General features: G+C 48.7%; 29 protein-coding genes and 1 pseudogene. 3 read left to right on the top strand and 27 right to left on the bottom strand.

Annotated features, from left to right (window positions below; all coding sequences use genetic code 11):
- Positions 1-22: 22 nt before the first annotated feature.
- The 4 genes and pseudogenes from KI379_RS33995 to KI379_RS01890 all read right to left on the bottom strand — a co-directional run bounded on the left by KI379_RS33995 (position 23) and on the right by KI379_RS01890 (position 1,898).
- The gene (locus KI379_RS33995) at positions 23-367 is read right to left on the bottom strand and encodes a nuclear transport factor 2 family protein (RefSeq protein ID WP_280518771.1); all 345 of its coding nucleotides are present in this window, start codon (positions 365-367) and stop codon (positions 23-25) included.
- A gap of 24 nt (positions 368-391) precedes the next feature.
- Positions 392-934: pseudogene (locus tag KI379_RS33990) on the bottom strand (O-acetyl-ADP-ribose deacetylase); the annotation flags it as partial.
- Positions 935-1,032: 98 nt separating this feature from the next.
- Positions 1,033-1,470: a GNAT family N-acetyltransferase gene (locus KI379_RS01895; RefSeq protein ID WP_212982618.1), complete on the bottom strand. Its 438-nt coding sequence runs from the start codon at positions 1,468-1,470 to the stop codon at positions 1,033-1,035.
- Positions 1,471-1,688: 218 nt separating this feature from the next.
- Positions 1,689-1,898 (bottom strand): KGG domain-containing protein, encoded by a 210-nt coding sequence (locus KI379_RS01890; RefSeq protein WP_076173330.1) that lies wholly within the window; start codon positions 1,896-1,898, stop codon positions 1,689-1,691.
- 350 nt (positions 1,899-2,248) lie between these two features.
- Here KI379_RS01890 and KI379_RS01885 point away from each other — a divergent pair, with 350 nt between their 5' ends.
- The 3 genes from KI379_RS01885 to KI379_RS01875 all read left to right on the top strand — a co-directional run bounded on the left by KI379_RS01885 (position 2,249) and on the right by KI379_RS01875 (position 5,796).
- On the top strand, positions 2,249-3,424 hold the full coding sequence (locus KI379_RS01885; protein WP_212982617.1) for an AGE family epimerase/isomerase: 1,176 nt from the start codon (positions 2,249-2,251) through the stop codon (positions 3,422-3,424).
- Positions 3,421-4,602 (top strand): glycoside hydrolase family 130 protein, encoded by a 1,182-nt coding sequence (locus KI379_RS01880; protein ID WP_105445933.1) that lies wholly within the window; start codon positions 3,421-3,423, stop codon positions 4,600-4,602. The genes KI379_RS01885 and KI379_RS01880 overlap by 4 nt, the downstream gene beginning before the upstream one ends.
- 177 nt (positions 4,603-4,779) lie before the next feature.
- Positions 4,780-5,796, top strand: coding sequence for a substrate-binding domain-containing protein (locus tag KI379_RS01875; RefSeq protein ID WP_116232055.1), 1,017 nt, complete (start codon positions 4,780-4,782; stop codon positions 5,794-5,796).
- A gap of 53 nt (positions 5,797-5,849) precedes the next feature.
- Here KI379_RS01875 and KI379_RS01870 read toward each other — a convergent pair whose 3' ends face one another.
- The 23 genes from KI379_RS01870 to KI379_RS01765 all read right to left on the bottom strand — a co-directional run bounded on the left by KI379_RS01870 (position 5,850) and on the right by KI379_RS01765 (position 19,650).
- The gene (locus tag KI379_RS01870) at positions 5,850-6,395 is read right to left on the bottom strand and encodes a GrpB family protein (protein WP_212982616.1); all 546 of its coding nucleotides are present in this window, start codon (positions 6,393-6,395) and stop codon (positions 5,850-5,852) included.
- A gap of 84 nt (positions 6,396-6,479) precedes the next feature.
- On the bottom strand, positions 6,480-6,620 hold the full coding sequence (locus KI379_RS01865) for a hypothetical protein (protein ID WP_212982615.1): 141 nt from the start codon (positions 6,618-6,620) through the stop codon (positions 6,480-6,482).
- Positions 6,621-6,653: 33 nt separating this feature from the next.
- On the bottom strand, positions 6,654-7,424 hold the full coding sequence (locus KI379_RS01860; RefSeq protein WP_212982614.1) for a nucleotidyltransferase domain-containing protein: 771 nt from the start codon (positions 7,422-7,424) through the stop codon (positions 6,654-6,656).
- Positions 7,425-7,483: 59 nt separating this feature from the next.
- Entirely contained in the window at positions 7,484-7,870 is a 387-nt protein-coding gene (locus KI379_RS01855; RefSeq protein WP_076173337.1) for a tautomerase family protein, read from the bottom strand.
- A 49-nt stretch (positions 7,871-7,919) separates the two neighbouring features.
- Positions 7,920-8,852, bottom strand: a complete 933-nt coding sequence (gene cysK, locus KI379_RS01850) for a cysteine synthase A (RefSeq protein WP_212982613.1) — start codon at positions 8,850-8,852, stop codon at positions 7,920-7,922.
- 136 nt (positions 8,853-8,988) lie between these two features.
- Complete coding sequence (locus KI379_RS01845) at positions 8,989-9,570, bottom strand: DJ-1/PfpI family protein (protein WP_076173339.1); 582 nt, start codon at positions 9,568-9,570, stop codon at positions 8,989-8,991.
- Positions 9,571-9,636: 66 nt separating this feature from the next.
- Complete coding sequence (locus KI379_RS01840) at positions 9,637-10,236, bottom strand: GNAT family N-acetyltransferase (protein WP_212982612.1); 600 nt, start codon at positions 10,234-10,236, stop codon at positions 9,637-9,639.
- A gap of 57 nt (positions 10,237-10,293) precedes the next feature.
- Positions 10,294-10,566 carry a hypothetical protein gene (locus tag KI379_RS01835; RefSeq protein WP_212982611.1) on the bottom strand — a complete coding sequence of 91 codons (273 nt, stop codon included), beginning with the start codon at positions 10,564-10,566 and terminating at the stop codon, positions 10,294-10,296.
- A 17-nt stretch (positions 10,567-10,583) separates the two neighbouring features.
- Positions 10,584-11,150 (bottom strand): ATP-binding protein, encoded by a 567-nt coding sequence (locus tag KI379_RS01830; RefSeq protein WP_212982610.1) that lies wholly within the window; start codon positions 11,148-11,150, stop codon positions 10,584-10,586.
- Entirely contained in the window at positions 11,147-11,533 is a 387-nt protein-coding gene (locus tag KI379_RS01825) for a VOC family protein (protein WP_212982609.1), read from the bottom strand. Before KI379_RS01825 ends, KI379_RS01830 begins: the two co-directional genes overlap by 4 nt.
- Positions 11,534-11,575: 42 nt before the next feature.
- Positions 11,576-12,031 (bottom strand): NUDIX domain-containing protein, encoded by a 456-nt coding sequence (locus tag KI379_RS01820; RefSeq protein ID WP_212982608.1) that lies wholly within the window; start codon positions 12,029-12,031, stop codon positions 11,576-11,578.
- A gap of 76 nt (positions 12,032-12,107) precedes the next feature.
- Positions 12,108-12,752 (bottom strand): HAD family hydrolase, encoded by a 645-nt coding sequence (locus tag KI379_RS01815; RefSeq protein WP_212982607.1) that lies wholly within the window; start codon positions 12,750-12,752, stop codon positions 12,108-12,110.
- A 44-nt stretch (positions 12,753-12,796) separates the two neighbouring features.
- The gene (locus KI379_RS01810; protein WP_212982606.1) at positions 12,797-13,288 is read right to left on the bottom strand and encodes an NUDIX hydrolase; all 492 of its coding nucleotides are present in this window, start codon (positions 13,286-13,288) and stop codon (positions 12,797-12,799) included.
- 303 nt (positions 13,289-13,591) lie between these two features.
- Positions 13,592-13,687 (bottom strand): competence inhibitor ComI, encoded by a 96-nt coding sequence (gene comI / locus KI379_RS33985; RefSeq protein ID WP_019419116.1) that lies wholly within the window; start codon positions 13,685-13,687, stop codon positions 13,592-13,594.
- Between the two features lie 127 nt (positions 13,688-13,814).
- Positions 13,815-14,303, bottom strand: coding sequence for a hypothetical protein (locus tag KI379_RS01805; RefSeq protein WP_212982605.1), 489 nt, complete (start codon positions 14,301-14,303; stop codon positions 13,815-13,817).
- A gap of 39 nt (positions 14,304-14,342) precedes the next feature.
- Positions 14,343-14,732, bottom strand: a complete 390-nt coding sequence (locus tag KI379_RS01800) for a hypothetical protein (protein WP_244879172.1) — start codon at positions 14,730-14,732, stop codon at positions 14,343-14,345.
- Positions 14,733-14,840: 108 nt separating this feature from the next.
- On the bottom strand, positions 14,841-15,359 hold the full coding sequence (locus KI379_RS01795) for a GNAT family N-acetyltransferase (RefSeq protein ID WP_212982604.1): 519 nt from the start codon (positions 15,357-15,359) through the stop codon (positions 14,841-14,843).
- 60 nt (positions 15,360-15,419) lie between these two features.
- Positions 15,420-16,064: an HAD family hydrolase gene (locus KI379_RS01790; RefSeq protein WP_212982603.1), complete on the bottom strand. Its 645-nt coding sequence runs from the start codon at positions 16,062-16,064 to the stop codon at positions 15,420-15,422.
- Between the two features lie 114 nt (positions 16,065-16,178).
- A complete protein-coding gene (locus KI379_RS01785) occupies positions 16,179-16,967 on the bottom strand; it encodes an HAD family hydrolase (RefSeq protein WP_212982602.1) in 789 nt (262 codons plus the stop codon).
- A 109-nt stretch (positions 16,968-17,076) separates the two neighbouring features.
- Positions 17,077-17,526, bottom strand: a complete 450-nt coding sequence (locus KI379_RS01780; RefSeq protein ID WP_244879171.1) for a GNAT family N-acetyltransferase — start codon at positions 17,524-17,526, stop codon at positions 17,077-17,079.
- Between the two features lie 78 nt (positions 17,527-17,604).
- Positions 17,605-18,036, bottom strand: a complete 432-nt coding sequence (locus tag KI379_RS01775) for a GNAT family N-acetyltransferase (protein WP_212982601.1) — start codon at positions 18,034-18,036, stop codon at positions 17,605-17,607.
- A gap of 41 nt (positions 18,037-18,077) precedes the next feature.
- Positions 18,078-18,512 carry a VOC family protein gene (locus KI379_RS01770; RefSeq protein WP_212970738.1) on the bottom strand — a complete coding sequence of 145 codons (435 nt, stop codon included), beginning with the start codon at positions 18,510-18,512 and terminating at the stop codon, positions 18,078-18,080.
- A gap of 97 nt (positions 18,513-18,609) precedes the next feature.
- A complete protein-coding gene (locus tag KI379_RS01765) occupies positions 18,610-19,650 on the bottom strand; it encodes an NAD(P)-dependent alcohol dehydrogenase (protein ID WP_244879170.1) in 1,041 nt (346 codons plus the stop codon).
- Between the last annotated feature and the right edge of the window lie 14 nt (positions 19,651-19,664).

The following is a 19,664-nucleotide window of genomic DNA, read 5'->3' as shown; positions in this document are numbered from 1 at the left end:
CGTTAGAGCTCTGCTTTCGTGATTAGCTGTAGTCCTCGATAAGAGCCAGCTTTCCATCCCTGATCATAAAGATCGACCTTCCGTGTAATCGAATGGTATCCCCAGCCTTTACACCGTCAGGAAGATCCGACGCCAGCACACCTGTGTAATCAATGTCCGCCTCAATCCGGCCGTTTATCTCCCGAAGCTCCAAGATCGTTTGATGCCGGGTCGAAAACAGGGCTGCCGCCTTTTCCGCCAAAGCCCGAAATGGCTGCATTCCATTCGTTTCCACCGAAACCTCGTTACCGACGATATTTCTGAAAATGACATCCGGATGAAGCACACTTAACATCCCCTCGATGTCAAATGTGTTATAAGCTTCGATATAATGGTGAATGAGCAGCTCGGCATCCTGTTCTAACAGTTTCCGGTAAATCTCTTCATTTTCCTTGTCAAAGCAAACAAACTGCACCTTCTTGATGGAGGTCTGCGGATGAGCCGATAGAAACTCCTTTACCGCACGGATGGCGATCGGCGCTGCCAACGTCTTGGGAAAACCATAGATTCCCGTGCTAATGTTGGGAAAAGCTACGCTTTCCAGCTCGTACTGATCAGCCAGTTCCAGCGATTGGATATAGCAGCTGTGCAGCTTGCCCTCTTCCTCATGCTGTCCGCCGTTCCACACGGGCCCCACAGTATGAATAACATATTTGGCCGGCAGCCGGCCAGCCGTCGTGATCACGGCTTCACCTACGGGGCAGCCTCCCTGTCTAGCCCGGATTTTCTTGCATTCCTCAAGAATTTCGCTCCCGCCGGCACGATGAATGGCCCCGTCGACGCCGCCCCCGCCCAGCAGGCTCGAATTCGCAGCATTCACGATGCCATCCACTTCAGCGCGAGTAATGTCTCCTTGGATTAATTCAATCACAGTAGATTGAAAATTTCGTTCCATGCATCGTTCTCCCTTCCGCCTGAATCTTCCAGCACGGGAAGGTCATGATAGACGTTTTCCCCCATTCCCCTCACCCTTTCTGATCGATACAGATCGTTTTATACGGAGCCGCCCTTATCCATATTTCTGATGTAATCCGCCATACGCCGCATCATTTCCATTCTTGTAAAATGGTATTGTTCGTATAAACCGTGCGCATCTTTGGTGCCAAGCAGCCCGTTCAAATCTTTGAACTCATCGGCATTGGCAATCGTGCCAACCAGCTTTTTCCCGATGCCGTGCCCCCTATATTCCTCATCCACAAACACGTCGCACAACCAATACATCGTGGCCCCGTCGGTCACGACCCGCGCAAAACCGACCAGCCTGTCTCCGATATAAGCCCCGTAGCAAATCGAGTTTTCGATCGACTTCAGGATTCTTTCCCTTGGCCGTTTATTCGCCCAATAGCTCCGCGACAGAAAATCGCAAACCTTATCCACGTCCAGTTTCGACTTGTCGGTGCTGATCACCAAATCTCCGTTAATATTTTCCATATATATCCACCCTTTATGTATTTAAGGGCAATAGTATCAAGTCTGATTCCAAAGTTCAATCGTTTTTTTGCAAAACAAAAAGAATAAGGCCCGAGATTTTCTCGGGCTTTATTCTTAGGTTTAGGTTCTACGGATCGCCGGGTCCGGTTTTCCTTTCGAAAAGCCGGCTTTAAGCGCCGCGTATCCTAATGTCATATTCCAATTTAGGGGTCATCGTATTAATCGTTATCACGCTGACGCGCACGGGCTTCGCCGCCTTTTTCACCGATTTTACGGTAAAAGTCCTTGTCATGCGACTCGGCTGTAGCCTCTCCGCCTTTGCGGCCGATTTCCTGATAAAATTCTTTGTCATGATTTTTCGCCGTGGCTTCTCCACCCATACGGCCTCGTTCTTCCGGACTCATTTTGCCATTTTGGTTATTTGCCATGATCAATCACTCCTCTGAATTTTTGGTAATTTCCTTCACGACATGTATTTAACCGCATGAAAAAATATTAAACAGGTTCTCTTCCCGTTTGCCGGCATGAAATTTTAACCTTACGCCCATGCGGCTTAATCCGTCCTCCATTACCTAAACGTTTAAGTTATTCAATGCAATACTAGGCACCTGTTTCTGTATCACCTTATATTCAAAAAAGGAAGCATCCCCACTCTATCTGCTGCGGCTTCGTGTATAGTTTCGCTTTTCCTCTTTTCTCATTGACAATATCGTTATCGGATTATTAATATTAATTTGTAAAGTTAACGATAACTTAATAAAAGGAAGTGTGTTGGGCGTTGAAATCCATTGAACAGGAAATCCGCAGGGAATGGACCGATCATATCCTCCCCTTTTGGGCGGGATTGCGGGATGACCGGCATGGGGGATATTACGGCGAAGTGAGCGTAGACCTGCAAACGGACACTCTGGCTCCCAAGGGAGGGATCGCCACCGCTCGCCAGCTATGGTCTTTTTCCGCAGCCTACCGGGTAACGGGCGAAAAAGTGTGGGCATCCCATGCAAAGCATGCCTATTCGTTTTTGAAGGACCGGCTCATTGACCGGGAGCGCGGCGGCATGTACTGGATGGTCGATCATGAGGGACAGCCGCTGGACACGCGCAAGCATGTGTATGCCCAATCTTTCGCCGTCTACTCGCTCAGCGAATACAGCCGGGCTACCGGCGATGCGGAGGCGCTTGAGCTGGCACGCGAGCTTTTCGGGCTGATTGAAGAGAAGGGCTACAATACCGGCATTCAGGCTTATAAAGAAGAGTTTGACCGCGAGTGGAATGAGCAGCCAAACGAAATGCTCAGCGAAAATGGGCTGAACGCGGACATCACGATGAACACCACCATCCATGTGCTTGAGGCGTATACGACGCTGTATCGCGTATGGCCGGATCCCCGGGTCCGCTCCGCACTGGAGAATTTGCTGTCCATGCTCTACAACCGGATTTATGATCCAGAGAAAAAGCGTCTGAACGTATTTTTTGACCGCAGCTGGAACTCCCTGCTGGACCTGACCTCGTTCGGTCATGACATTGAAGCCAGCTGGCTCATTGACGATGCGATGAAAGCCATCGGTTCCGACCATGCCGATTACGCGAAGATGGTGGTAGACATCGCTTATCAGATCGCCGATACCGCAGTTTCGGAAGACGGCTCCCTGATGAACGAGCAGCACGGGGACCGTATCGACGATACCCGCATTTGGTGGGTTCAGGCCGAGTCTATGGTCGGTTTCTATAATGCCTATCAGCGGACGGGCGATACCCGTTTTCTGGACCTGATCGACCGGATGTGGACGTATACGAAGACCCATATCATTGACTCTAGAGGCGGCGGCGAATGGTATTGGTCGGTTCAGGCGGACGGGCAGCCGGACCGCCGCGAAATAGCCGGGCCTTGGAAGTGCCCTTATCATAACAGCCGATTTTGTATCGAAATGATTGAAAGGATGAATGAAGCATGATCCATGAAAAATATGCCGAGCTGGCTTCCCGCCAGGAGGAACTGTTGTCCCGGCCCAATGAGCGGAATACGGAGTTTTACAACGGAGTCTATGACCGATACAAGTACCCTGTGATCACCCGCCACCACGTGCCGATCCATTGGAGATTTGACCTGGATGCCGAGCGCAATCCGTTCTTTATGGAACGTCTGGGCATTAACGCCACGCTGAACCCGGGAGCTATTTATCACGATGGTAAATATATTTTGGTCGTACGGACCGAGGGCCTGGACCGCAAGTCGATATTCACCTTGGCCGAGAGCGAAACCGGAATCGATAACTTCCGCTTCGTGGATCAGCCGCTGGTCTGGGACGATATCGACCCGAACGAAACAAATATGTACGACATGCGCCTCGTCAAGCATGAGGACGGCTGGATTTACGGGATCTACTGCTCCGAGCAAAAGGACCCGGACGCACCGGCTTATGATACGTCGAGCGCTGTAGCGCAGGCCGGACTTGTCCGCACCCGGGACCTCAAAACCTGGGAGCGTCTGCCGAACATTCAGACCGGTTCACCGCAGCAGCGGAACGTGGTGCTTCATCCGGAATTCGTGGACGGCAAGTATGCATTCTACACGCGTCCACAGGACGGCTTCATATCCACCGGTTCGGGCGGCGGCATTGCTTTCGGGTTGTGCGATAACATCCTGAATCCGGTCATTGACCAGGAGACGGTGATCGACGAGCGCCGGTATCATACGGTGTACGAGGTGAAGAACGGCCAAGGGCCGGCTCCCATCAAAACCGACCGCGGCTGGATCCACATCGCCCACGGCGTCCGCAACACGGCGGCGGGTCTCCGCTATGTCCTGTATACCTTTGCAACCAGCTTAGACGATCCTGCCAAAGTTATTGCTAAGCCAGGCGGCCACTTCATCGCACCGTACGATGACGAACGCGTCGGAGACGTCTCGAACGTGATTTTCTGCAACGGAGCCGTCGTCAACGAGAAGAATGAGGTCTTTATTTATTATGCTTCAAGCGATACCCGCATCCATGTGGCCACAACGACGGTAGACCGGCTGGTCGACTACACGTTCAACACGCCGGCGGATGAGTTCCGTTCGCTGGATAATGCGGCCCAGCGCGCCAAGCTGATCGCACAGAACGAACAGCTGCTGGGCGAGCGCGCTTAAGTTATAACCAACACTGTACAACCCGGCCTTATTTAGATACATCTTTCTTTATTCGTTTGCCAAAGCAGGCTATACTTGTACTATATGATGTATGGAGCGTCCGGCTGCCGCAAGGCAGCCGGCGTTCAATGTAACGGACCTTTTTCGAATAACCAATTGTTGTAAGGAGATGGTGGAATGAACAAGCATATCACCTTGCGGGACATCGCCGAGCGAATGGGCGTCAGCAGCGTCACCGTCTCAAAGGCTTTGAATGACAAGGAAGGCGTCAGCGACGAATTAAAGGAGCGGATCAAACAGCTCGCGGACGAAATGGGGTACCGCATCAACAAAGTCGCCAAATCGATGAAAGAAGGCCTAACCTATAACATCGGTGTCGTCATTCCCGAGCGTTTTACCGGACAGACACAGTCTTTTTACCTGAAAGTATACCAGCAGATTTCGATGGCCCTTGAGCCATACGGCTACGACGGCATTCTGCATATTTTGTCCGCCGAAGACGAGAAGCTGCTCCACCTGCCGCGCATCTACTATGACCGCAAAGTGGACGGATTCATCCTCCTTGGCCAGATCAGCAAGCCTTATATCGAAGCGCTGGAGCATATGGAACAGCCGAAGCTGTTTCTCGACTTTTATGACGAGCATTCCGACATCGACTCGGTGACGACCGACAATTTCTACTGTGCCTATGAAATCACGAACTATCTGGTCCAGCAGGGACACCGGAAGATCGGCTACGTCGGCAATCTGTATTCGACCAGCAGCATCCAGGACCGATACCTGGGTTACTATAAATCTTTGCTCGAGCACCGAATCCCGTTGAACGACCGCTGGATTGTCAATGACCGTGATGAGGAAGGAACGCTGATCGATATGGAACTGCCGGAGGATATGCCTACCGCCTTCGTCTGCAACTGCGACCGGGTTGCCCATTTGCTCGTCCTCAAGCTCAAATCGCAGGGTTACCGTGTACCCGAGGACTGCTCGGTCGTCGGGTTTGATAATGATGTGTTCGCTACCCTGACTGAACCGCACCTGACGACAGTAGAGGTCGATACGCCGCAAATGGCCCAGACCGCCGTCCATTCCCTGCTGAAGAAGATCAGCTCGCCGGAAATGCGCTTCGGCCGCGTTCTTGTTCAAGGCAAAATCATTTACAGAAACTCCGTCAAGAAAGCAGGCTCTACAGATTGAGTCGGACCGTGATCCCACCTTACGATGCTGCGGCATGCTGATCTTCCGCTTCGCTATGCATCCGATTTCGGCGGCGTCCAGCCGGCCGCTTGCGACCAATTATGCGCTCTCTGCAGAATCTCCCATACGACAGGACCCTTTCCCTCCACATATTTCTCACGTTCGTGCTGAAACCGCTGCATCAGGCGATGCTTCTCGGCCGCATAACGCTGGCAGTCTTGGGGATGCTCGCGCAGATAGTCCCGGAACAATAGGGTCAGCTGCTCGGACCAGCTCCCTGCCTGCCGTACATGGATATGCGTTCTGCGAGTGCCGGGAACTTCACGAAAGTATTTTTTCGTCAGGTCGGGATTATCCTCCCTGTGCACAAAACCGACAGACTCCATCTTGTCCCGGTAACGCGCAACATCCTGCAATGCCGCTACCGACACCTGAACATCGATGATCGGCTTCGCATCCATCCCGGGAATAGAGGTCGATCCCACATGGTCGATTCGAACGGCCGCCTCCCCCAAGGCTCCTCTTAGTTTCATCCCCAATTCAGAAAAGAGATGTCTCCACGCCGGATCATACGGCGCAATTCTCCACTGGTTTTCCATATCTGGCTCCTTTCCTGGCGACACAAAAGAGAGGAATCCACACAGGACGCCTCTCTGTCTTCATTGGGATCGGATGCTCCGGCGTTACTCCCTGCTGCGGTCGCTTAATTTTTCGCTGATCTCCCGTAGAGTTTGCTGCAGCGCATCCATCCTTTTCAGGCTTGCATATTGGTTGTTGATGATGGCAACCAGAGCGATCAGCAGGATGACAAACAGAAATAGCATGTGATCGTCCTCCAATCGTTATAACTGCTTACATTAACTCCAAACGACCTTCAAGTACTTCCGGAATAATTCATCCAGCAGCGGCGTCGGATCTTGAAGTTCTGACTTAAAGTCCTTCAAAAAATCGATAACGTGCTCAATTTCGGCTTCGATAAAGTCATTAATGCGATCGATCCGCTTTTCATAATCCAGTTCCTCCCCAGCCATCTTGCGGCTTAAGAGCGAATGAACTTCTTCTAAAAGGGACTCATCTGAAATTAAATCCGCAACGAGATCCTGAAAGAGAATCGGAGGACTCGTGTTATACTTTTCGATCCATTTGCATGCCAGAATGGGCCGCAATACATAGAAGTATTTTTTAATCTTCACATGCTCACCGTGCAAATACTCACGGAAATTCCCTTGCGCCATACTTAAATAATGATGCATGGACGCTTTGGGAGAGAACACCTTCTCTTTGATCTCTAACAATTCGTCTTTAAATCCATAGCTTTCATCATAAACGATGTCAGAAACGAGCCATTCCAGCAGCGGAGGATTGGACTTTCTAAACAGCTTCAGCGCTTTTCGGATGTCCCATCCGTTAATATCCAGCATATCGTTGATCGGCAGTTCGATAACGTCCCGTTTATCATCGATAGACAGGTACCATTCGGGTCTGTTCACATAGACAAAACGAACATCGTAGTCGCTGTCTTTGGAAGGAAAACCCCATGCACGGCTTCCTGATTCCACAGCGAAAAGAATCTTCACCTGATGCTTCTGTTCAATTTCTGCTAAATTCTGCTTTAAAATTTCTTTCACTGCTTGCCTCCTCCGGAAAGTCCGACTCCATTTCCCTGTCCATTGCTGCTCCTCTTGCTCTACACGTCCACCCGATAATTGAGATGAAGCTCGTCCCCCGGAAGGCCGCGGATTCCCCAATTTGCTTTCGGTGTTTCAAAAATCGTGATTTCCAGATCGGAAACGCCGATCCCCAAGGCGGGAATTTTTTCGAAAAGAAGCTGGATCAGCTGCTTTTTCGCGGCAGCCGATCGTCCTTCGAACATGCTGATTTCAATAATCGTATATTGGTCGGTGCGGTCACCGGGGTAGATGAAGTCTTCTTGATCCATGAAAAAGAACCGGTGAAACCTTTTATCCTGAGGCAGCTGCAGCGCCTCCACGGCGCAGGCATGAAGTACATCCGAAAAAGCGCCCTGGATCGGCTTCAGCGTGGAACGCAGACCGAAAATTTTAATTTGAGCCATCCGTCTCTCCCCTTCCATGAAATAGAATCATCCCGGGATGCTGATTGGGCTACACGTTAGGAAAAAGAGGCGTCGAGAGATATCTTTCCCCTGTATCGGGCAGCAGGACGACGATCCGTTTATTGTAATACTCCGGTCTTTTGGCCAATTGAATGGCCGCGTACACGGCAGCCCCGGACGAAATGCCCACCAGCAGTCCTTCCCATCTGGACAGCGAACGGGCCGTTTCCAGCGCGTCTTCGTCCTTGACCTGGATGATCTCATCGACGATGGACGGGTTGAAGTTATCCGGTATGAAGCCCGCTCCGATGCCTTGAATCTGGTGTGCACCCTTCTTTCCTCCGGACAGAACCGCCGAGGTAAAAGGCTCCACCGCCACGATCCGCACGGACGGATTTCTTTCCTTCAGCACTTCGCCAACGCCAGTGATCGTGCCGCCTGTCCCGACGCCGCTGACGAAAATGTCCACATCTCCGCCGGTATCTCTCCAAATCTCTTCTGCTGTCGTCATCCGGTGAATCGCCGGATTGGCCGGGTTGTTAAATTGCTGCGGAATAAAAGAGTTCGGGGTGGATGCCGCGATTTCTTCGGCTTTGCGGATGGCACCGCCCATCCCTTCATTCGCCGGTGTCAGCACCAGTTCGGCTCCAAGCGCAAGCAGCAGCTTGCGGCGCTCCAGGCTAAAGCTCTCCGGCAGGGTAATAATCAGCTTGTAACCGAGAGCCGCTGCCGCAAAAGCCAAGCCTACCCCGGTATTTCCGCTCGTCGGCTCGATGATCACCGAGTCCTTGTTCAGCAGTCCGCGTTCCTCGGCATCCTTGATCATGGCATAACCGATGCGGTCCTTTACGCTGCCTGCCGGGTTAAAGTACTCCAATTTCGCAATGAGGGTCGCCTGAAGCTCGTGCTTCTCCATCACATGGCCCAGCTCCAGCAGCGGCGTATTTCCTATAAGATCAGTCAAGTTCTTGGCGATTGTCATTTCCGTTAACACTCCTGAGTATAAAATCCAACTTCCTCCGTTGGTCATTACTTCAAGTTATCATTTCCGGAAAATAAAAACAATCCATGCGACCCGTGAAGCACCTAAGACAGGCTGCTTACCCGCGCTGCCCTGGTCATACCTCTACAATACCGGCGGCTTGGTAAGGGTAGTCGATCTGCTTTTTCACGAGCTGCGCCGCTTCTGCTCCTGCGAATCGTTCAATGACGTATACGCCCAGGTCAATGGAGGTGGCCACCCCGCCAGCCGTGATGAAATGGCCATCTTTTACAATCCGGGCTTGAACCACCTCTTCGCAGTAAGGCTGAAGCAAATCGTAGACGTTGGGATGGGTCGTCGCTTTCCGTCCTTTTAAAAATCCCGCAGCTCCCCACAGCAGGGAACCCGTGCATACGGACACTTTGAATTCCGCCGATTCAGCTGTTCGAATCCAGTTAATAAAATCCGCATCCTCCCGCAGCTTTCGCGTTCCCATTCCCCCAGGGATGAACACCAGGTCATACGCCGATAAATCCGGCCGGATTACATTTACGCTGACCCGCATTCCCAGCTCATCCGTCACTTCTTCCGTTAAGCCGCAAATGTCCCATGTCGTATCTTTCGTTGGCTCAAACTGCCGCAGGCGGTAGATGACATCATAAAAGCCGACAAAATCCAGAAACGTAACACCATCGAACAATACGAGCGCAATTTTCAAACCGAATCATCCTCTCAGAAAGGGCAGCCTAGGTTACAGCTATCTGAAATTGAACCCCGGGCTCTTCTAAATTATTGAACTGCTCAACGCCGTATGGGAGGCAGCATATTCTTCTTTCAGCAAGCCGTAGATCTCCAAATCGACAACGCCTTTACCCGACCAGACGGTTGCCTGCCTTAACGTGCCTTCCAGCATAAAACCGTTCTTCTGCAGCACGCGCTTGGAAGCATCGTTTGCCGGCATCACTTCGGCCTGCAGCCGATTAACCCCCACCTGTTCGAATAAATAGCCGGTCAGCAGCTGCACCGCTTTCGTGGCGATGCCCTGCCCCCAATAATCTTCATTTAAAAAGTAGCCGATGGACATCATATTCACTTTGGAGTTGATATCATACACTTCGGCAATACCGACCAGCTTTCGGGAGGAATCCGGGATAAAGATGCCCCACTTCACTCTCGATTTTTTGTTATAGTCGCGTTCAAAATGCCCGATCATCTTTTTCACCGTATCTTTATTGTGCTTGGGGATGATCCCGCAGTAGTCAAACACGCGGTCGTTGGAATAAATTTCGTACAGGTCATCTAAATGGGCCGGTTCGATTTTACCCAGCTCAATGCTGTCGTTGTGTAAGGTAGGAAAGGTGCCGAATAGCGTGTCTGTATTCAAATTCTGGGCCTCCTTGTGAGGATAACTAAAGTGGAAATGATGATCGTAGACTTGTTCCTATTTGTCCGTAAATGCTCGAAAAGCCAACTTTCCTATGATAAACAACATCACGCCGGCTCCAAAAAATCCGATGACCTCTAAAATCCCTTGCGTGCTGAAGGTTACACCGAAAACAACTTGCTTCTCCAACAACTCGGCGGATTTATCCGATTTTAAGAGACTAGGAACATAGTGCTGTGCCCTGTAGTAACCCCAGCCCGCCTGAGCTCCAAAGTAGAACAGCAGTGAGGCCGCCGAGAAGACGATAGATTGCAGTAGGGTCCTTCTCATCGAAACGCTGCCCCTTTTCAGTCGAAGGTGGGTGCTGCCAGTTCAGCAACCTGACGAATCACGTCACCGGCATCATCACCGTTCCGGATGACAAAGAAATGGTCCGCTTCTTCCATCGTAGGCTCTATGACGCCGCTGTCCGGAGATTCCGCCTGCTGCCGATCCAAAACGGCTTTAAAGGAAGAAGCTTTGCTGAAGATGGAAGTGCTGCGCTGGCTGTGAGCTACCCGTTCTTGAAGGACCGCATCCGGAAGGTCAAAATAAACGACAACCGTCGTAAACCCGTGATTTCGGTAATAATCGATCAATTTGAGGCGGGCATGGCGATGGCGGTTGGAATTGCACAGGATGAGATGATAGGAAGTCTGATTTACCGCATAATCCACAATGGTCTGAGTCACGGCATATTTGATCCGATTAGGTCCTTGTTTGGGCAGCAAAGCCCGGTAGTGGGTATTGATAAAGTCCGCATGGTTGTCCTGATCAATGACCAGGGAGTTCGGCATTTGTCCTTCCAAGGCTTGGGCAAACGTCGATTTACCGCTATGGGTTACCCCAACGGTCAGAACGACGAGCCTGCTCATGACGGTTGATCCTTCGGCTGGTAGGCACCCAGCTCATTTCCGAACGGATCGACGAATTTGATGACCCAGCCGAATCCGTGATCTTCATACTGCCTGATATGTACTTCGTTGTCCTGCAGCGTATCGCGCAGGCGTTCGATCTGCCGGGTGATAAACATGAATGACGGCATCGGAAATTCATCTTCCGCCAGCCAAAATGTCCGCTCATTTTTTGTGCTTCGGTGCAGCATGAGAACCGGACCGGAGTTAAATTTTAACCAAGCCGCATGATCGTACACCGTCGTTACTTCAAGACCCAGCACCTTGTTATACCATTCAACCGCTTGCGGAATATCCTGCACCGGTAATTGCACGTGATCGACGTTCTCTACGAGATGATTCACAATACTTCCTCCCTTCATTTTTCACGGATCAACCATGTTGGCTTAATAATATTTCAATAATTCCTTGTCGATCTCATCAATATAACCGATGTCTTGTTGACCATCCCAGAATACAATTCTGCTCGCTTCATTATTGATGACAAAAGGCCTCTCCTGGTCAATATCGGCGCAAAATAATCCACCGTATTCGATCCTGCCATCCTTTAACCGGAACTTCATCATTCCTCTAAATGCAACACGACTCGAGGTTTGATTGGTCTCCTCAGCCATCTCGCGTATAGCGCATTCCCGAAGGGATTCGCCAGGCTCCAATATTCCGCCGGGTAATTCCCAGTGATTTTTCCATGTATTATGGAGCAACAAAAATCCATCTTTATTCCTGGCAACGACCAAGGCGTGAGTGACCGGAAAATCCAAGCTCATTTGGGCAGCTTCCTCTTCGGACACGGGCAGAAATTCGTCAAACACATCCCCATTTTGATTGATACAAATTGGCATCCTAATCCTCCCTCATGTGATATAACGAAATATTCACTGGAAGCCATACTCATTAGCTACTATAGTCTCCATCCGCTTAAAAAATCTCCCCAAGCTTGATCTCATCATAGGAATGTACCGTGATATCCGCTTGGTCCAGGTTCTGGTTCCCCGAGTTCGGATTCAGATATCCAATACACCTCATACCAGCCTTCTTGGCGGCGATCACCCCGTTTCTTGAATCTTCAAGAACGACGCAATTCTGCGGATCGACTCCAAGCTGCTTTGCTGTCTCGAGGTAAATGTCAGGTGCGGGTTTTCCTTTTGGAACCTCTTCACCGCTGACCACGATCTTGAAAAAATGGCTCAGCCCGAATTTTCCAAGAACACCTTCAATAAAAATCCTCGGAGAAGACGAAGCGACCGCCATCGGAATATTCCACTGCTTAAGTTGAGCAATCAGCTCCCGAATGCCTTCTATAGGCTCTATTTCGAGATTATTGAGAATATTCATTTTCAGATTCAGTTGATACTCAATCATTTCCTGAATCGTATGCACTAAGTTGTGCTCCTGCCTGAAAATGCCCAGCATCTCGGGATTCGTCATCCCGACAAACCGCTCCAGCTCCTGTTCTGTCGTTTTCACACCAAAGTAATCCAATGTCTTAATATCCACGTCAAAATGAATCGGTTCGCTGTCAATAATGACGCCATCCATATCGAAAATAAATGCGCTGTTCATGAAGTTCCTCCCTTTCGCCTAACCTGCAGTTATATGGCTTTACTTTACTGTAACAACCCAAACTTATGCTTCAAATAATACATGATTCCAGCCCGGTCCACATCGGAAAACTGTCTTGGTTCCTCTTTCATCATCCTCTGGACTTCATCGACCGGTCTCCAACCGGCATCCGCCGTTTCATCGCCATTTCGAAGCAAGGTCCCTTCCGCTCTGCATAAAAAGTACATGCCAATGGAATCAACCGGACCTTTGATAGTCTGGTATACACAAAAGGGTTCGACACACTCTACCTCAAACCCTGGGTTGATCCCGCGCGTATCGATCCTTTTCTCGCTGCCCTCTACTTCGACGATGGTTAGTCCTGTCTCTTCTCGCACTTCGCGCCTTAATCCATCCAGAATCGGTTCATAGAGCTCCAATCTGCCTCCTGGCAATTCCAACGATTCTTCGCCCGGCTTGTTACGGGTCTGAAGAAGGATTTCCGTTTGGTTGCGATGAACGCGTTCAATGATGGCCCTCGCATTGACGAAAAACATAACGCTCTCCTCCTCGTTGATCCGTCTCGCTACTTCAAAATGATTCGGACCATTTCCTTTAATGTCTTTACGGATCTTTATAATTGTTCGCGTTCCTTACAATCCTTCAAATGCGCACCTACAAAAAGATCAAATCCTAAATTGCATCATCTTTGATACATATTTTTTTTGTGTTATTATATATGTAATAAAGACCAAGTGCTGGTAACACTTGGTCCATACAATTGGCTTGGATGGGATCCCCCTTCTTAGTCAGTATAAAGGAAAAAACCCACCTTTTGCTTCCAACCTTTGGGTGGGTTTTTACTTTTTCTTGTTGTTATTATTGATGTATGTTAAAAGAGCAAGAATGAACGTCCCAAATAGGAACATGATCGTTAATGCGTCTTTTACTTCCATGGCTTCACCTCCTTTCGAAGGGAAACCATGCCCACCCAAGATTCAATTGTAGTTATATTTACCTTTTATTACATATAAGAACAAGCGTTCCTGTCACTTTCTCCAGGATTGTGAATCCTTAAAAATCTTATGAAGATTCCCCAAACAGCTGCTCCTTGAGCCTCTCTCTTACATCCACATCCGCCTGATCTAACATCTGCTTCAGCCGCACAGCATGCCAAGAAATATACCAAGGATCCATTCTGGCGCCATTGTCAAAAAAACCTGGAGGATAATCAGATGACTCTAGATCTCTCACCTCTACCGGCCCAAAATACTCAAATACATACGGAAAGCCCTCTTTTTCTATTAAATCGTCAACGACTTGTTCAATTCGCTCCCGGTTAATAATGTCAACGATAATAACTGGTGTGGATGCACACCAATAGGCTCCATCGAGGCATGCTCCGCTCGTTAAATAATCTTTTCTTATGGATTCGATGCATGGGATCGTATAGAAATTCGATATCCAGCGTGTTGCATCGGGAAAAGTAACCACTACATCCACATGAGCCTGTTCCGGATCGTGAATCCAGTTCTCTGCGTCAATCCGGATATGTCTTTTCTTCACAATCATCCTGCCCTCCTCCAATTCCTATGACTCGATTGTCTCTCACTACCCTACCGCAACAATCACACTCGTCACGAGCAATAACACAGAGACGGGCGCCCAGATCCTTCTTTCCCATTTACTTCGAGTAATCAGGTTCAGCACGGTTGAAATCGTTGAAAAAGCAACCACAAACCAGATCGCTTTGTTGGCAAAACAATCCCACGACGGAACGAATAAGCCCGACCTGCTCAGCACGATCGACGCGATGCCGAGAAGAACGATAGCCTGAACAATCGCCCCCACACGCATACCCGGCGGGTATTTCCCCGGAAACTTTCCACCCATCGCATAACTTCCCCATGGCATTCCTAGTGCCAAAGCAAGTTGAAAAAGCACCACAATAAAAATCAAAATAGTGAATACCATCGCCGATATAGATACCAGCACTGTCATCCCACTCCCTCTCACTGAAGTCTAGTCTACTGGGTGAAAATCCGCTTCTTCCTCTGGCGGTGCGTGAGCCATGTCATCGAAAGTATTCTTTTCCGGTCTGTGCTGCCCTTAGACCTCGAACCAAAAACGGTTCAAGACATTTCCGTCTTCCTCAATAAAGTCCTGGTCTGGAATCCCGCCATTGTTGAGGATCGTCTTCTTGGAGCCTATATTATAGGCATCGCAGACCACCAACACTTTATGTATTCCAAGCTTCTTGGCTTCTTGAAGGGATAAGGAGAGCAATTGGGTGGCGTAGCCTTTTTGCCTTTCCGAAGGACGGATCCCATATCCGATATGTCCGCTGCTTTCCAATAATTTTTCATTAAGCTCATGTCGTATATTTACGGCTCCAACGATCCGATTCGTCTCCGTCACCAGCCACAACGTGGAATTCTTTAAATATCCATCTGGCAGGTCCTTGCCTTGTTCATTGTCCTCTAAAAACCGGATCATCCCCGCAAAATCCGCAGGATCCTTCGAAACGACCCAAGGCACAATCGGTTCGTTGCTTTCCTTCCAGTCCAGATAAAAAGAGAGGTACTCCTCTTGCAGGTCTGCCGTAGGTTTGATTAATCGTGCATTCATCTCAGTTGCTCTCCTCATTCACATTTGTTTTATCGTCTGACCGTCCATGACACTCCATTCTTAATAGACTATACCCAGAATGTCCTCGATCTTCTTGATGTAATAAGTGCAATTTTCACGGAGCAGCTCTCCGTCGCTTCCATATCCATACTCGGCTCCAATAGAGTCAATCCCGTTGTTATTGGCCCCGATCATATCGTGCTTTCGGTCGCCGATCATAACCACTTCGCTTTTCACAAGGTTTCTGTTCTGGAGGATGTATGTAATGATTTCGGTTTTGTCGGACAGCGTCCCATCCAGATGACTGCCAACGACTCCTTCAAAGTAATGGTCTACTTCAAAATACTTGAGGATCTCATCCGCAAACACTTTCGGTTTAGAGGTGGCGACATACAGCGTAAATCCGTCGTCCTGCAGCTGCTTCAGCACGCTCTGCATCCCGGGATACAGCTCATTTTCAAACATTCCGCGCTCCCTAAAATACTCCCTATAATATTCAACGCCTTGCAGCGCCTGGTCCTCGGAAAAAGAATAGATTTCCATAAACGAGTTTTTCAACGGGGGACCGATAAACGGCTCCAGCTTATCCAAGTCATCCTCTTGGATCCCGAATTTGTTCAGTGCATACTGTACCGACTTGGTAATCCCTATCTTAGGGTCCGTAATCGTGCCGTCCAGATCAAATAAAAGATGGTTGTATCTCATGAGCTAGTTTCTACCTGCTTTCTAATTGCTGTTTTTGCAATAGTGTATTCTTCATCTGAGCTATGAATGATTTTCATTCAGACCACCCTTATTTGGTTTCCAATGAAGTAATGCTTACAGAATATTTTCCAGTATCTTCGCAACTCCATCGTTATCATTCGTATCCGTGACCTCTTTTGCCAACGCCTTTAGTTCTTCCACTGCATTTCCCATTGCCACGGGCCAACCACAAACTCTAAATAATCCAAGATCATTTCGATCGTCACCAAAGGCGATCACATTTTCCAGAGGAACTTTCAAGCTTTTGCATAGTAGATCTACAGCCTTCTCCTTTGAGGCTATTTTAGAAGTAATCTGAACAAGTTCTCCATGATCTGTAACGATCACATTCAATCGGTCTGCAAGCTGGTCTGCAAGCTTCTCATTAAATGAGCTGGTATCTATATTGCCGTAAAAAAGAATTTTTGTTGCATCCAGTTTTTTTAGTTCTTCCAACGTTTTCGCGGTGGGATTTTCCTGAACCTTCATATATGCTGTATAATCATACTCCTCAAGGCTCAGCCATTCATCCATGACTTCCAGACTTATTTTCAAATCCATGTCGCAGCTTAACCCATATTCCAAAACCTCAGCGGTCATTCGAGCTTCAATAGGTTCATGATGATGAATTCCTGTTTGTTCGCATTTAATATAGGCTCCGTTGTAAAAAATAGTTGAACCCATCCTCAGTAGTTCTTCCGGTAATAACCATCTCACAGCTCTTGGTGGCCGTGCGGTCGCAAAGATGATTTTCATTCCTTTCTCGTAACAATCCTGAATAGCCTTATAGTTCCGGTCAGTAATTTGTTTATCGGAGTTGAGGAGAGTTCCGTCTAAATCCAAAACAACTGCTGCAAAATTCATTGAAATTCTCCCTTCAATGAAATACAAATGAACACATGGGTTACCTCATGCCGATCCCATTATTTCGAACTTCCGTTAAAGCTGTATCCAGTACTTGCAAATCCCTTTATTAATTCCAAATGACCTTCCTGGACTTTATATTTTCTTCATCACAGGTGAGTAGCAATTTTTCAATTCCAAGATCCTTTGCTTTCTTTAATAGCTCCGACAAGAAAAGCTTTCCGTAGCCCTTGCCACGTTCACTAGGCCGTACGATATAACCGATATGTCCGCCATATTCCGCTAAACGTTCATTCAATCGATGTCTCAATTTTCCATAGGCAACGGGATAATCATCAATATACATCCAATAAATCGTCTGTGGAACATAGCCCTCAGGCAAGTTAATCCCCGCTGAAATTTCAACCAATCTAGGTAAACTGGCTTTAAACTGATCGAAATCATGTTCCGGAAAATTAGTGGTAAACCCGTTCTCGCCTAGTCCAATTTCATGGATCATCTCAAAAATGTCTCTGTCGTCGGTTTCTGATAAAGCTTTCAGTTCAATCTTCAATGACATCACCCGCTCACCAATAAATACTTGTATAAAAAATAAGCCCTTACGTTGCCTGAGCTTGTTGTCATTTCAATCATGCTCCTAAACTTGATAATCGATTAACTCTTTTATGAAGTAGTAATGCTTACTTCCTAGAGGTGCGTTCTCGATCACGGCCATTTCTTTATATCCATATTTCTTATAAAACTCTGGAGCCTGAAAGCTGAAGGTATTTAATTTAATGAAAGTACACTGTTTTGAGCGTGCAATTTCTTCCGCTTTCTCCAGTAACCTTTTCCCATGCCCGCTTCCACGATGCTCATCATCTACCCACAGAATATCAATTTCCATCCAGTTCCAGCATATCACACTGTTTAGGCCGGCTATGATGCTGTCCTCTTCATCCTTTACGCAAAGGTTCACTTCTTCATAAATGCCATTGGGAACTTGCCTGGAGTTAAATTCAATCAATTTATTTCTTACGTAATTCGCTTCATCGGCTGTTCCTCTTTGTATGCTGGGGATTTCGGGCATCGTATCCTCCTGTTGGGTTCAATATCGTCTTACTCCTTATCTTAGGAATGACCCGCTTTCATTCGCTCCATGATCGGATGGCCTTCTTTCAATTGAAGCAAGTCCCACAGGTTCCCATACAGGTCCTTAAAGACGGCGACCATTCCGTAGGACTGCTCTTTCGGCTCCCTCACAAATTCGATCCCTTTGGCGGTCATATCGTTGTAATCTCTCCAGAAATCATCCGTATTCAGAAATAAAAACACCCTTCCGCCGGACTGATTGCCAATGAATGGTTCCTGTTCGGGTTTCGATGCCCTTGCGAGCAAAATGGTCGTACCTGCCGAGCCTGGAGGAGCAACGACGACCCAGCGCTTATCCTGTTCCGGCTGATACGTATCCTCAACTAATGTAAAATGAAGCTTCTTCGTATAAAAATCGATAGCCTCATCGTAATCCTTAACGACTAGCGCGATGTGCACGATGGATTGAATCATATCCTCTTCTCCTCCGATATCTTGTAACGTCCCATGAAACATTGAATTCATTTTATATGGATTCCTAAAATTTACAAGGTTTTTCCTTACAGCATCCTTATTTCTCAGGAACGCCTCTGTCTATTCGAACGACCACCTTGCCTATCGCTCGACCTTGGCCGAAATACTCAAAAGCCTTGGCCGCGTCCCCCAACGAATAAACCCGATCAATGACAGGCTTGACTTGACCCGTTTCCACCAAAGACCTCCAGATCAACTGGTCCTCATGGTTCGGCTTATGGATCAGCAATCCCAGGTTCTTTTTTTGAAGCTTGGCTGTCCATGGTGCAGTCAATAATGTCTGAAAAATACGCGGAAAGGGACCACCCACCATGACATAGGTGCCGCCCTGTTGGAGTGCGCGCTGGATCGAAAATACGGATCGGTTTCCGACCACATCGAGAATCAGATCATACCGCTTATCACCTGCAGTAAAATCTTCATTCATATAATCCACAACATGATCCGCCCCCACGGAAAGCAGCGTTTCCAGCTTCTCGGCCCGATCTACGCCGGTTACCACTGCCCCATGCAGCTTGGCGTATTGAATCCCGAACGTGCCTACACCACCGCCGGCTCCATTGATGAGAACGTGACAGCCTTTCGATAGCTTTCCTTTATCGCGTAGCCCTTGCAAGGCCAGAACCGCTGCTTGAGGAATGGCTGCTGCCTGCTCAAAGCTCGCTCCTTCCGGCTTCAGCGTCAGTGCTTTTTCGTCAGCGCAGACGTACTCTGCAAACCCTCCCCAGCCGCAGCCGGAAATATCCCCGAACACTTCGTCGCCGGGACGAAACCGCTTGGCGGCCGCCCCCACAGCGATAACCCTTCCTGCAATGTCTGCACCTAAAATGCGGTAACGGGGCTTCCGCAATCCTCCAATACGGTTCACAAACGGTTTTCCGCGCAGGAGATCCCAGTCCCAGGAGTTTACAGATGCGGCGTGGACCGCGATCAACACTTCATGTTCCTTGGGCTTAGGGATTTCCACCTCTTCGATCCGAAGAACATCCGGCTGTCCGTAAGTTTCATAGACAAGCGCCCTCATCGTACCTGTTCCTAAACTTGCTTGATGCTCTTTCGTCTCGATCTCGTTCTTCATGGCCGACACCATCC

This window comes from Paenibacillus cineris (genome assembly GCF_018333335.1).
GTDB classification, from domain to species: domain Bacteria; phylum Bacillota; class Bacilli; order Paenibacillales; family Paenibacillaceae; genus Paenibacillus_AQ; species Paenibacillus_AQ favisporus.
The sequence above is the reverse complement of the archived record's forward strand: the minus strand, read 5'-3'. Positions and strand labels throughout refer to the sequence as shown.